The organism is Pseudoalteromonas sp. S4741 (assembly GCF_005886135.1).
In the GTDB taxonomy this organism is placed as follows: Bacteria; Pseudomonadota; Gammaproteobacteria; order Enterobacterales; family Alteromonadaceae; genus Pseudoalteromonas; species Pseudoalteromonas tetraodonis.
This window is the reverse complement of the sequence record NZ_PNCN01000019.1, coordinates 1-13,032: the sequence shown is the minus strand read 5'-3', so window position 1 is coordinate 13,032 and position 13,032 is coordinate 1. Positions and strand designations below refer to the sequence as shown.

15 protein-coding genes are annotated in these 13,032 nt (G+C 39.5%); 12 read left to right on the top strand and 3 right to left on the bottom strand.

Annotated features, from left to right (window positions below; translation table 11 throughout):
• The first annotated feature begins 103 nt into the window (after positions 1–103).
• The 9 genes from CWC30_RS02910 to CWC30_RS02870 all read left to right on the top strand — a co-directional run bounded on the left by CWC30_RS02910 (position 104) and on the right by CWC30_RS02870 (position 9,236).
• Complete coding sequence (locus tag CWC30_RS02910) at positions 104–1,183, top strand: pilus assembly protein PilM (protein ID WP_036981089.1); 1,080 nt, start codon at positions 104–106, stop codon at positions 1,181–1,183.
• Positions 1,171–1,743 carry a PilN domain-containing protein gene (locus CWC30_RS02905; protein ID WP_069438813.1) on the top strand — a complete coding sequence of 191 codons (573 nt, stop codon included), beginning with the start codon at positions 1,171–1,173 and terminating at the stop codon, positions 1,741–1,743. Before CWC30_RS02910 ends, CWC30_RS02905 begins: the two co-directional genes overlap by 13 nt.
• Positions 1,733–2,335 carry a type IV pilus inner membrane component PilO gene (locus tag CWC30_RS02900; RefSeq protein ID WP_036981094.1) on the top strand — a complete coding sequence of 201 codons (603 nt, stop codon included), beginning with the start codon at positions 1,733–1,735 and terminating at the stop codon, positions 2,333–2,335. The genes CWC30_RS02905 and CWC30_RS02900 overlap by 11 nt, the downstream gene beginning before the upstream one ends.
• The gene (locus tag CWC30_RS02895; protein WP_036983362.1) at positions 2,335–2,871 is read left to right on the top strand and encodes a pilus assembly protein PilP; all 537 of its coding nucleotides are present in this window, start codon (positions 2,335–2,337) and stop codon (positions 2,869–2,871) included. The genes CWC30_RS02900 and CWC30_RS02895 overlap by 1 nt, the downstream gene beginning before the upstream one ends.
• On the top strand, positions 2,858–4,948 hold the full coding sequence (locus tag CWC30_RS02890) for a type IV pilus secretin PilQ (protein WP_138626377.1): 2,091 nt from the start codon (positions 2,858–2,860) through the stop codon (positions 4,946–4,948). The genes CWC30_RS02895 and CWC30_RS02890 overlap by 14 nt, the downstream gene beginning before the upstream one ends.
• A 447-nt stretch (positions 4,949–5,395) precedes the next feature.
• Entirely contained in the window at positions 5,396–5,914 is a 519-nt protein-coding gene (aroK, locus tag CWC30_RS02885) for a shikimate kinase AroK (protein ID WP_008466255.1), read from the top strand.
• A gap of 29 nt (positions 5,915–5,943) precedes the next feature.
• Positions 5,944–7,014 (top strand): 3-dehydroquinate synthase, encoded by a 1,071-nt coding sequence (gene aroB / locus CWC30_RS02880; protein ID WP_138626376.1) that lies wholly within the window; start codon positions 5,944–5,946, stop codon positions 7,012–7,014.
• A complete protein-coding gene (locus CWC30_RS02875) occupies positions 7,015–8,331 on the top strand; it encodes an AAA family ATPase (RefSeq protein WP_069438816.1) in 1,317 nt (438 codons plus the stop codon).
• A 53-nt stretch (positions 8,332–8,384) separates the two neighbouring features.
• Positions 8,385–9,236 carry a Dam family site-specific DNA-(adenine-N6)-methyltransferase gene (locus CWC30_RS02870; RefSeq protein WP_036981101.1) on the top strand — a complete coding sequence of 284 codons (852 nt, stop codon included), beginning with the start codon at positions 8,385–8,387 and terminating at the stop codon, positions 9,234–9,236.
• Here the strand turns inward: CWC30_RS02870 and CWC30_RS02865 are convergent.
• Together CWC30_RS02865 and CWC30_RS02860 are read right to left on the bottom strand one after the other, a co-directional pair.
• Complete coding sequence (locus CWC30_RS02865) at positions 9,199–9,384, bottom strand: DUF2970 domain-containing protein (protein ID WP_008115053.1); 186 nt, start codon at positions 9,382–9,384, stop codon at positions 9,199–9,201. The two genes, CWC30_RS02870 and CWC30_RS02865, sit on opposite strands and share 38 nt — an antisense overlap.
• Before the next feature lie 4 nt (positions 9,385–9,388).
• Positions 9,389–9,688: a hypothetical protein gene (locus CWC30_RS02860; protein WP_028834491.1), complete on the bottom strand. Its 300-nt coding sequence runs from the start codon at positions 9,686–9,688 to the stop codon at positions 9,389–9,391.
• A gap of 302 nt (positions 9,689–9,990) precedes the next feature.
• On the opposite strand from CWC30_RS02860, the gene rpe reads away from it, so the two are divergent.
• From rpe to trpS, 3 genes are read left to right on the top strand one after another with little or no spacing between them, the layout of a single operon-like run.
• Positions 9,991–10,674: a ribulose-phosphate 3-epimerase gene (rpe, locus tag CWC30_RS02855; RefSeq protein WP_036981104.1), complete on the top strand. Its 684-nt coding sequence runs from the start codon at positions 9,991–9,993 to the stop codon at positions 10,672–10,674.
• Positions 10,674–11,339: a phosphoglycolate phosphatase gene (locus tag CWC30_RS02850; protein WP_069438818.1), complete on the top strand. Its 666-nt coding sequence runs from the start codon at positions 10,674–10,676 to the stop codon at positions 11,337–11,339. Before rpe ends, CWC30_RS02850 begins: the two co-directional genes overlap by 1 nt.
• Positions 11,340–11,372: 33 nt before the next feature.
• Positions 11,373–12,377, top strand: a complete 1,005-nt coding sequence (gene trpS / locus CWC30_RS02845) for a tryptophan--tRNA ligase (protein ID WP_138626375.1) — start codon at positions 11,373–11,375, stop codon at positions 12,375–12,377.
• Between the two features lie 172 nt (positions 12,378–12,549).
• On the opposite strand, the gene CWC30_RS18595 is transcribed toward trpS, so the two are convergent.
• A complete protein-coding gene (locus tag CWC30_RS18595) occupies positions 12,550–12,840 on the bottom strand; it encodes a hypothetical protein (protein WP_249929815.1) in 291 nt (96 codons plus the stop codon).
• Between the last annotated feature and the right edge of the window lie 192 nt (positions 12,841–13,032).

The window sequence follows — 13,032 nt, the reverse complement described above, 5'->3', positions numbered from 1 at the left end:
ACAGGTTGAGACTGCTAGTATATATTGATTAAAAATTGAATAATATTTTTTAAGATATAAATTATAACTTGTTTATTATTAAAGCAAAGGCAAAGTTGCAAACATGCTAAGTCAACTAATAAAAAAACCATCACCAATGATGGTAGGTATTGATATTGGATCGCACTCTATCAAGGCCGTACTTTTAAGTGAAACAGAAACTGGGCTTCGACTAGAAGCACTTGCAATTGAACCTATGCCAAAAGGCGCCATGAGCGAGCGTAATATTCAAGATATTGAAGCAATTGGTAATGTGATAATCAAGTTAAAACGAAAGCTACCAAAGTCGCTAAAATTCGCGTCTGTTGCCGTCTCTGGGCAAACCGTGATTACCAAAGTTATTTTTATGGATGTTTCCTTAAGCGACGCTGAATTAGAGTCGCAGATTGAAATTGAAGCCGACAGCTTAATTCCTTACCCACTAGATGAAGTGAGTCTTGATTTTGAAAAGCTCTCTATAAATAGTGCTGACCCGAGCAAAATAAATGTACTGCTCTCTGCCGCTAGAACCGAAAGCGTTGAAGCCAGAGTCGGTGCGTTAAGTGCTGCGAATTTAACCGCAAAAGTAGTGGACGTTGAAAGCTATGCACTAAGTCGCGCTATGGATGTTTACTACCAACAGTTACCATCAGATGCATATGACAAAACAGTTGCAGTGGTTGATATTGGTGCTGTACTCACCTTGGTGAGTGTAGTGCAATCTGGTGAGACAATTTATACCCGTGACCAAGTATTTGGTGGCGACCATTACACAAATAGTATCGTTGCTTACTACAACAAAGGCTTTGATGAAGCTGAAATTGGCAAAACAACCGGTGATTTACCTCCAAACTATACATTTGAAGTGTTAGCTCCTTTTCAAACATCGTTACTCCAGCAGGTTCGTCGTGCTGTTCAAATGTTTTTAACTACCACAGGTAAAGAACAATTGGACTATATTGTATTGACGGGCGGCTCAGCGATGATTAAAGGCATTGATAGATTGCTGATTGAAGAATTAGGAATACACACAGTTGTTGTTGAACCATTTGATAAGATGGAAATATCCCCTAGAGTTGATCGTAATATAATACAGCGCCACCGCACTCAATTTGCAATTGCGACTGGCCTGGCGTTGAGGAGCTTTTCATCATGCCACATATAAATTTATTACCTTGGCGTGAGCTACAGCGTGAGCAGTCTAAAAAGAAATTTATAACACTTCTTATGGCTGTGGTTATCGTCTGTTTTGCTGGTATGTATATGCTGAGTGTGTTTTATGGTGCTCTAAAAGAAGGGCAAACGTTAAAAAATAATTATCTTAGTTCAGAAATTACAACGCTCGACAATAAAATTCGCGACATACGTGATTTAGACAAGAAAAAAGAAAACTTACAACAACGTATGCGTTTAATTGAAGAGTTACAAAGTAGCCGTAATTTAGGCACCCAAATAATGGATGAAGTGGCAAAAATAGTGCCTGCAGGGGTTTATTTAACCAAGCTGGAGCGCAAAGGTAATCAAATTCAAGTGTTAGGCAAAAGTGAGTCTAATAATCGTTTATCTACTATGCTCAGACAGGTACAAAGCTCTTACTTATTAGAGCGCCCGACTATGCAAGGTATTGTTGCCGGCGATCAATCTTCACGTTTACTCAGCGATTTTAATATGGAGTTTTACGTAAAACCATTTGGCAAAATAGGTGAGGTACGCAATGAACCTTGATTTTAAATCGTTTACAGAAATCGATTGGAATGAAATCGAGCTCGATAACATCGGTGAGTGGCCCGTTATTGTAAAAGCAATATGCGTAACTTTTGTAGCTTGTTTGGTGTTGTTTTTTAGCTACAGTTTATTAGTGTCGGATGAAATAGACAGCTACCACAATGCCGTTGCTAAGGAAATTGAGTTACGCACAACCTACCGAACTAAATATGCAGTTGCCAGTAAGCTTGATATTTATCGTGAGCAAATGGTTGAGATGGAAGATAAATTCTCTCAATTATTAAAACGCCTACCTACTTCAAATGAGACGCCAGGATTATTGGACGACCTTTCTTATGTGGGTACAACCAGCGGGTTAACATTTTTAAAAATTGGTTGGTTGCCAGAAGTTGAAAAAGAGTTTTATACCGAGTTGCCAATTAAAATTGAGGTGGTAGGTACTTATCATGAGTTTGGCGAATTTGTAGGGAAAGTGGCTCAACTACCAAGAATTGTCAGTTTACATGACTTTTCTATTTTATCATCTGGCGAAAAGCAGCTAACATTCAGTGTAGTAGCAAAAACTTACCGTTATGAAGAGGGGGTGAGATGATGAAGCAGCTTCTCTTTTTAACCACCGCGATGTTGCTGCTCAGTGGCTGTAACGAGGATACATCGGAGCAAAAAGAATTTATTGATCAGGTTAAAGCAAATACCACGGCACGTATTGAAAAAATACCTGAGCTAGTTAAGTTTGAGCACTTTGAATATAACGCCAAAGACTTACGTAGCCCTTTTGTAGCACCAGAACCAGAAATTATTCAAAACAAGCTAACACAAGTTAAAAACTGTCTTCACCCAGACCCAGAGCGTGTTCGTCAGCCACTGGAGAAGTACCCATTAGATAATTTAGCAATGAGGGGCACAATAGGATCGAACGGCAAAACATGGGCGCTCATTACAGCTGCTGATGACACCTTGCACCGAGTAACAATAGGAAGCTACTTAGGCACCTATGACGGAAAAGTAAGCAGTGTTAATAGTGACTATATTGAATTAGTAGAATTAATCCCTGATGGGTCAGGTTGTTGGAAAGAACGTTTGACCAAATTAGAAATGTTAGAGGCGGCAACCAATGGCGCAAATTAATAAGAAAAAAGGTATACCCTATATGCATAAAGGTGAGTGTTCGCATCATCGTATTTTATCTGCTTTATTGTTTGTTTTTTTACTACTAATGACAAAAGCCGTAAGTGCAGCCCCTTTACTCTATGACGTTCGATATAATCCATTGCTTAAAGGTGAAACCGAATTACAGCTAGTTTTTGATGAAGAGTTGCAGCAGCAACCAGCAGTACAAGTTTTTAATAGCCCTGCAAGAATAGAGCTACTATTTGATGGGGTAGAATTAGATGAAGGGTTGACGAATATCGCTATCAACCAAGCTGGTATCAGTAACATCACGAGTATGATGACCAGTGCGGGTTTAAAAGTGACCATTAACTTGGACCGATTAAAAATTTATGAGACTGAAGTAAACAATAATTTAGTTTCTATTAGAATTTCAGATAACCCACTTACAGAGCAAATTTTAACAACCAGCGAAGATGAGCCTGCTTACACGTCTAATTATATTAACGGTATTCAAGCAATTGATTTTCGACGTGGAGAAAAAGGTGAAGCGAAAGTACTTGTTTATCTACAAGATACTCAGGCAGCTGTAGAGGTGCATGAAAGCGGTGGAAAAATCATTGCCGAGTTTCATCATACCGATATTTTAGATGATTTATTGTATGAATTAGATGTACTTGATTTTGGTACTGTGGTGAGCAGTATTGAAACGTTTAAAGAAGATAACCTTACACGTTTAGTGATTGAACCAAACACTGCATTTGCCTATACCTATCAGCAAATTGAGAATATTTTTACCTTAACGGTTGAGAAAGATGAAACGCAAAATGCCTACTTAGATGGTGGTAAAGAGTACTTGGGTCGTCCTATGACGCTTAATTTTCAAGATATCTCTGTTCGTGCTGTATTACAGATTATTGCCGGTTACAATGATTTTAACTTGGTAACAAGCGACTCAGTGACAGGCAATATTACTCTTCGCCTTGATGGGGTTCCGTGGGATCAGGCGTTAGATGTCGTGCTTAGAATAAAAGGCTTAGACAAACGCATGGACGGTTCTATTTTAATGGTTGCACCATCTGAAGAGCTGGCTGCCCGTGAAGCAAAAGAGTTAAAAGCTAAACAGCAAGTTGAGGATTTAGAGCCACTTTACAGTGAATACATCCGCTTAAATTATGCAAAAGCAGAAGACTTTGCCGACTTATTAAAAACAGATACCAATAGTATTATTACAGCCAGAGGGAGCGTGTCTGTTGATCAACGTACCAATACGTTATTAATGAAAGACACTGCAAAAAGTATTGAAAGTGTTCGTCGTATGGTCGAAACTTTAGATATACCAGTTAAACAAGTAGTTATTGAAGCGCGTATGGTAACCGTACGTGACAACGTAACTGAAGACTTGGGGGTTCGTTGGGGGTTTAGTGATCAGCAAGGCTCAGACGGTGTTTCTGGCACATTAGAAGGAGCTGAAACGATTTCTAATGGTAATATTCCTAGTCTTTCTGATCGACTTAACGTTAATTTACCAGTGGCGAATCCATCGGCAAGTATAGGTATGCACATTGCTAAATTGGCTAACGGAACATTAATTGATTTAGAATTAACCGCCCTTGAAGAAGAAAACAAAGGTGAAATCATTGCAAGCCCACGCATTACTGCTGCTAATCAGCAAAAAGCGCGTATTGAACAAGGTACTGAGATCCCGTATGTGGAGTCAGCTTCAAGTGGTGCAACAACCGTAAGTTTTAAAAAGGCGGTACTAAGCCTAGAAGTGACACCTCATATCACACCCGATAACAAAGTTATTTTAAATTTAATCATTACTCAAGATACCCGAGGGGATACGGTTCAAACAGGTACAGGCCCAGCGGTTGCCATCGATACGCAACAAATTGAGACTCAAGTACTCGTTGAGAATGGACAAACGGTAGTGTTGGGTGGTATTTTCCAACAGCAAATTATTAATTCGACCAAAAAAGTACCTTTATTGGGCGACCTTCCTTACGTAGGAAGACTATTTAAAAGCACAAGCGAGTTCAATGAAAAGCGCGAACTGCTGATTTTTGTTACACCTAAAATCCAAATAGACTAAATATTTAAGCTATCTAGGTTGAATACCAGCCTAGATAGTATGGGTATGTAATTTAGTTATCGTGGTGTGAACACTCCCTATAAATGTACAATAAGACAGTATATAATTTTGATCATGTACTGTACTGCGGATGTATTTAAGGCTGCGTTTATGTTGTTTGTAATTCAGGCTCTTGTAAAGTTACCATGCAAAAGCTTTCATGAAGCAACAATGTAGTAACCTTAATTGCATAAATTTTAACCCTAGAAGATAAACTTGCCTATAATAAGGTGCTTTTTTGTTAACCAGTGGGTAATTATTTAGTTTAATTGCTCGTTATATGGCTTTTTATCCTAATTGACTTGAAATACCCGACCGATTACTGAGATAATCCCTTTCTTAATTTTGGGGCCAGGTCGTTAGGCGGGGTTTTATTTCAAATTTTAGAGTTCGTTTGTACTAAAAGATATGGCTGAGAAACGTAATATATTTCTAGTTGGCCCCATGGGGGCTGGCAAAAGCACGATTGGTCGTCACATCGCTGACCAATTACACCTTGAATTTGTTGATTCTGATCAAGAAATCGAACGTCGCACGGGCGCAGATATTGCCTGGGTATTCGATCTTGAAGGTGAAGAAGGCTTTAGACTTCGTGAAGAATCTGTTATTGGTGACTTAACCGAAATGCAAGGTATTGTACTTGCAACCGGTGGTGGTTCTGTAATGAGTAAAGAAGTTCGAAACAAGCTTTCGGCTCGCGGTATTGTTGTATACTTAGAGACACCGATTGAAAAGCAAGTTGCACGTACGCAACGCGACAAGCGTCGCCCATTATTGCAAACAGAAGAAGCACCTCGTGATGTACTTGAGCGCTTAGCAGAAGAGCGTGAACCATTATATAAAGAAGTAGCTGATTTTGTTGTACGCACTGATGAGCAGAGCGCGAAAGTTGTTGCTAACCAAATCATCGAGAAATTGGATTTTTAAAAGCCAGTATTAAAAAGGACTAACCCAGCATGCTTGAATTAACTGTTAATTTAGACGAGCGAAGTTATCCTATTTATATTGGTCAATCTGCACTTCAAGATACAGGCCGTCTAATCCATCACATTGGTGATTGTCGGCCTATCATCATTACTAATGAAACGATTACACCGTTGTACCTTCAACAGTTGCTTGATTCATTAGCACAGCTAAACCCACTGCATTTTATTATTCCAGATGGTGAGCAATATAAATCACTCACTTGGTTTGAAAAAATATCGGCATTCCTACTTGAGAATAATTGCGGCCGTGACACCTGCTTAATTGCATTAGGTGGTGGCGTTGTAGGTGATTTAACTGGATTTGTTGCTGCTTGTTATCAGCGTGGCGTCCCATTTATCCAAATACCAACCACTTTATTATCTCAAGTTGATTCTTCAGTTGGCGGTAAAACAGCGGTTAATCACCCGCTAGGTAAAAATATGATTGGGGCTTTTTATCAACCCCAAGCTGTATTTATTGACACACGTTCGTTGCATACCTTACCAACACGCGAGTTTGCTGCAGGTATGGCTGAAGTTATTAAGTATGGCTTGATTTACGATACTGAACTGTTTGCTTATCTAGAGCATAACATCGCTAAATTACAACAATTAGACGAGGCGTGTTTACAGCACATCATCTTCAGATGCTGTGAAATTAAAGCGCTTATTGTTGCACAAGATGAAAAAGAGCAGGGCCTTCGTGCGTTGTTAAATTTAGGGCACACGTTTGCGCATGCTATTGAAGCGCAAATGGGTTACGGTGTCTGGTTACATGGAGAAGCGGTCGCGACAGGTATGGTGCTTGCTGCAAAGCTTGCTTATACTCGCCAAGATTTAACACGAGAAGATGTAGAGCGTATTGCTACATTAATAGCGCAATATAGCTTACCAATCGAGATACCTAGCGATATGACCAGTGAGCACTTTTTACTGCATATGCGAAAAGATAAAAAGAATAAAAAAGGGACTATCAGATTCATTTTACCCACCGAATTTGGTCAATGTGCATTAGTTGATGATGTGTCTGATGAGCAAGTCAGAGCATTGATCGAGCAATAAATGCAGTCACAAATTTTACCGAGCCGTGCGGCTTTGGTGGATAGAATCGCATTGCAATTTGAATATGGTCAAAACCTAATTGTTTTGTTGGGCACTTCTGGTTTAGGTAAAAGCTATTTGCTTGAAACCTTCATCACTGATAAATATAACGATTTTAATAAAGCGTTTGTGCAAGTTGGCGCTCAGATGACTGATGTGCAATTGATGACTCAATTATTAGAGCAAAGCTTTAATGGCCCTTTAATTGATCACAACCTGAGCTTATCACAAAATTATTATCAATTAGCGAAGCAACAACAATGCGGCGCGTGTTTATGGGTTATCGATGGCGGCAGGCACTTATCTGATGAGCTAATTGCAGAGCTCGAGCTGTTATCAAAAAGTGCGCCCAATGTGCTTTACATTATGATTGCATCGCAGTCTAAATTGCCGTTTAAAGAGGCAGTTAATATTCATTTAGAGCCATTAAACTTGGTTGAAAGTAAGCAGCTAATGGGATGGTACTTCACGGCGCTACCTTATGATGAAGACCCTGTATTTAAAACCTTTTTAGTTGAAGCCCAAGGTAACCCAAGTCTTTTATTAGCCTGGCAGCCTAGCGAACAAGTTGCTGATATTATAGTAAAAGACAAAGTATCTTGGCGCTTACAGTTGCTCACACTATTACTCATAATTATGTTATTGATTATTGGCGTTGTATACAAAGCTGATATGACCCAATGGTGGAAAAATGCTAATAGTCAAAGCGATGAGCAAGTCCTCACAACCGCTATTACAACCGAGCAAGCTATTCAAAATAAACAACAACCGGCTAAATCACCAACCCTGTTTACCTCACCACAGCCTATAACTAAAGAGCCAACTACAGATGAGCGTGCCCACAATGACGTGCCAGCAATTGTAGGAAGTTTAACTGAGCCATCGACTTTAACTGAACAAGAAAAGCCAGCACCGCCGCCGGTTGAAGAAGTCATTAGCGTACCTGAGGTGGTAAAGCAGCAAAGCCAAATGGTAAAAATACCTAGTAACTGGTACCTGGAACAACCTGAAGATAATTTTGTTATTCAGCTATTAGCCGTAACTCAGCAGCAGGTAAGCAATGAGTTTATTGCTGAACATAAGCTAGAAAGTATTACCAATACATACCAAACTAAGCGAAATGGTAAAATGTGGTGGGTGGTAACAACAGGCAGTTTTGCTAACTTAAATGAGGCAAAACAAGCACTGCAAGCACTCCCTGCTGGAGTAAGAAAAAATAAACCTTTCTATAAAAAAATTAGCAAAATAAAACAAGAAATTGCACGAGTTGATCAGTAAACTCAGTGACTTTAGTGTAAAATCGCGCAACACCGAATTGAAGTAAAGAGCCAATGCAGCAAAAGAGTAGAGCCTTCCTTAAATGGGCAGGCGGAAAATACAGCCTCGTTGAAGATATTAACGCGCGACTAAATCAAGCAAGTAAACATGCAGATACCTTGGTTGAACCTTTTGTTGGTGCGGGCTCAGTGTTTTTAAATAGTAATTTTAAACACTACGTACTTAACGATATAAATGCTGATTTAATCAATTTATATAAAGAGCTTAAACGTTCGCCGGATGAGTTTATTAGCGATGCAAAAAAACTATTTGTTGATTTAAATAACCATCCAGATGCGTATTACGATTATCGTGTGCAGTTTAACCAAAGCAGCGATGTGTATGAGCGAGCTATTTTATTTTTATATATGAACCGCCATGGTTATAACGGATTATGTCGCTATAACTTAAAGGGCATTTTTAATGTGCCTTTTGGTAAATATAAAAAGCCTTATTTTCCTGAAAAAGAAATGTACTTTTTTGCCAGCAAAGCACAAAAAGCAACATTTACCTGCTTAGGCTACGATGATGTATTTAAACTGGTCCCTAAAAATGCGGTGATATACTGCGATCCGCCCTATGTGCCATTAAGTAAAACCGCATCGTTTACCTCTTACGCTAAAGGCGGATTTAACTTAGATGATCAGGCTAATTTAGCTAACTTGGCTGAGCAAGCGGCATTTGAGAATAACACGCCAGTCCTTATTTCAAACCACGATACCGTGTGGACACGCAAAATTTACAGTCAAGCATCACTGGATAAAATTCAGGTTAAACGTACGATTAGTCCAAAGGGCGGTTCACGAAATAAAGTGGATGAGCTAATGGCTATGTATTTAGCACCGAAGTCACGGTTGCATAAATAGCCAGTACAAATAATACAAACAGTACTACGGCAATAGCTATCAGCGTAATTGGAGAGTGGTACTTAAAGTCTGTTTTGCGCTTATCTTCAGATTGAACACCAAAAAATGCAGCCAGTACGCTTTGTAACGCGCTAAAAAAGTGCTGCATTTAATTAAAATAATGGCTTGATTGAAGAGGGTTTGTGTTTGTCATCAGTACCCGTTAACAACTCTAGCAAGTCTAAGTAATGAAACTGAGCGCTACGGCTATCACCTGTTAACCAAGAGGCCCAAGACGAATCCTCTTCAATTTGAATGCAACGGGTTGCGCTATTATTAATAGCGTTGGTTTGCTCTTTATGAAGACAAATGTTGGCAGAGCTTAAATCTTGCTCAGTATTTGAGCAAAGCGATGTTGCTCCAATAATAACACTTACCGACGTGATTAATAATCCAATTTTAAAAGCACGCATAATATAAACCTAATAATTTAGTTCTTTGCCCAGCATAACAAAAACTGCTTAAATAATACACTTTATTTTTATTTTTGTTATTGTTTATTTGTATTGTGTTTTAAATACTGAGTGGCCCCCGCTTAAAAACTGATTCTTTTTTTAATTATAAAGCCTACACCCTCAGCAGGTTATTCTTTTTCATGAATAGCCACAATAAGGCTTTAACATTACTTATTTGGCGCTATTTTAAAGGTGCTACTTGGGTAACTTCGCTAATTAAGTTACATTAACGGCATAAATTATTCATTAACGGATTAGCGATGCTCAACTGTGAACAAAAATACTTAATAGCGCCCTCAATATTATCTGCAGACTTTGCACGATTAGGCGAAGATGTTGACAAAGTGTTAGCCGCTGGTGCTGATGTCGTTCATTTTGATGTAATGGATAACCATTACGTACCTAACTTAACGATTGGCCCAATGGTATGTAAAGCACTTCGCGACTACGGGATTAAAGCCCCGATTGATGTGCATTTAATGGTAAAACCGGTAGATAGCTTAATTCCACAATTTGCCGAGGCGGGTGCATCAATTATTACCTTCCATCCAGAGGCGAGTGAGCATATTGACCGTACTTTGCAATTGATAAAAGATAAAGGTTGTCAAGCAGGCTTAGTGTTCAACCCTGCAACAAGTTTAAGCTACCTCGATCACGTAATGGATAAAGTAGATGTGATCTTATTAATGTCAGTAAATCCTGGGTTTGGTGGGCAAAGTTTTATTCCACAAACACTCGAGAAACTGCGAGAGGCAAAACAACGCATTGTTGAATCTGGACGTGATATTCGTTTAGAAGTAGATGGTGGTATTAAAGTAGATAACATAGCCGCGGCGGCTGAAGCGGGAGCCGATATGTTTGTTGCAGGCTCAGCTATTTTTAATCAGCCTGATTATAAAACGGTGATTGATGAGATGCGTCAGCAATTAGAAAGTGTTAAATAATGAAATATGATGCAGCGTTTTTTGACTTAGACGGCACCCTAGTTGATAGCGTGTACGACTTGTATATGGCTTTAAATTTAACACTTAGCGATTTAGCGTTTCCAATTGTCAGTCAGCGATTAGTTGAAAGCTGGGTAGGTAATGGCATTGAGGTGTTAGTTAAACGAGCTCTTTGCGGCGATATGCAAATTAGTGAGCATCTCGATGAGGCTTTAAGCGAACGAGCTACCAACCTGTTTTATCAACATTACAGTGAGCAGGTCGGTGAATACAGTGTGTTATATCAGCATGTTGAAACTGGTCTTGCTGCTCTCAGTGGTATGCCTAAAGCACTTATTACTAATAAAGCACGCCGCTTTACTGAAATGCTTTTAGATAAGCTCGCTATTCGCAGTCATTTTGAAGTGATTGTTTGCGGTGATGACATGGCAAAAAAACCGTCACCTGAGCCGCTATTATTTGCTTGCGATGCATTAAATATAACGCCTGATAAAGCGATTATGATTGGTGATTCAAAGAGTGACATACTCGCAGCGCAAGCCGCTAACATTGACGTGATAGCGCTTACTTATGGGTATCATCAGGGAGAGCAGTTAGCGGATTATAATCCGCAGTACCTATGCGATAACTTCTTAGCTATAATACCGACACTAACACAGCGTTAAGCATATTTAATTAAGTAAAAATAAAGGAAAATCATGAGTAAACCAGTAGTATTAAGTGGCATGCAGCCAACCGGTGGTATGACAATAGGCAACTATGTTGGCGCTATTAACCAGTGGGTTAAGCTACAGGAAGAATATGATAGCTACTTTATGCTTGCAGACTTGCATGCAATTACCGTACGCCAAGACCCTGAATTATTGCGTGCTCGTGTACTCGATGGCGTTGCGTTATATACGGCATGCGGTATTAACCCAGAAAAAGCGGCGTTATTTGTACAATCTCAGGTACCTGAGCATGCGCAACTTGGCTGGGTATTAAACTGTTATGCGCAAATGGGTGAGCTTAATCGCATGACCCAGTTTAAAGATAAGTCGGCAACGCATGCTAATAATATTAATGTGGGGTTATTTGCTTATCCGGCTTTGCAAGCGGCTGATATTTTACTGTACCAAGCAGACAAAGTACCTGTAGGTGAAGATCAAAAACAGCACCTTGAACTAACGCGTGATATTGCAACTCGCTTTAATAATGTTTACGGCGATATTTTTACGCTGCCAGAACCGTATATTCCAGAATTTGGTGCGCGAGTAATGAGCCTGCAAGATCCACTGAAGAAAATGTCTAAGTCAGATGAAAATCCAAATGGCTTTATTATGATGTTAGACGAGCCGAAAAAGATTGAGAAAAAGCTTAAAAAAGCAGTTACCGATTCTGACGAGCAAGCGCGTATTTACTTTGATCGCAAAGAAAAGCCAGGTGTATCTAATTTACTTACACTACTAAGTGTGGCAACTAAGCGCTCAATTGAAGAGTTAGTCCCTGAATACGAAGACAAAATGTATGGCCATTTGAAAAAAGACACCGCAGCAGCTGTTGTCAGCATGATTGAGCCAATTCAAACACGTTTTAAAGAAATTCGTGAAGATCAAACACTTCTTAATGACATCATGAGAGCAGGGGCTGAAAAAGCCGGCGCGCGTGCAGAAACTACATTAAAAGCAGTTTATGATGCGGTTGGGTTTATTCCACGCCCATAGGCTCGTTTATTTGCAGATACAAAAATGCCGCTAATTTAGCGGCATTTTTTGTATTTTAATGTTTTGTAGCAGAAATACCGGCAGCCTCACAGGCTCTAACTATAAATTTATAACCGTAAGGCATGCTTTGATCAGGCGTTATTTCAATAATTTCTTAATCATTTAGCTCTATTCACTTACTCTGTGTTGATTTCTTACAGCGTGAATAACTGTCAGCTTCATAACTATAGGCAAACATGGCAATTAAGCGCTTACTATGTTCAAAGTAGCCTTTAGTATCTAAAAACTGCCTAACCGTTTGAGTGTTCTCATCTTCGCCTTCTAAGCGAATACCAAATGTTTTTGTCTGAGCGCCGTCATCGTCTGAAGAGGGAAGTTTTTTCTTTATTTGCTTACTCAACTTTTCTATGGCTTGCTCTTGTTCAGCGGGGGGGGTTATTTGCGAGCGATTGGCTATTTTCAAAGCTATTTACTATATCGTTTAATACTTTTTCAGGTGGTTTTTCATCAATAAATGCAATCAGACTTACAAACACTACCGTCGGTGACTACTCACCGCCTTATCAGGCGATGCTTCTTATTTCGTTAGCCGTTGCTCGGTAGTATCGAGACTTACGCAGCTTCCATAAGCAGAGACGACTGTCCAGCCGCCTTT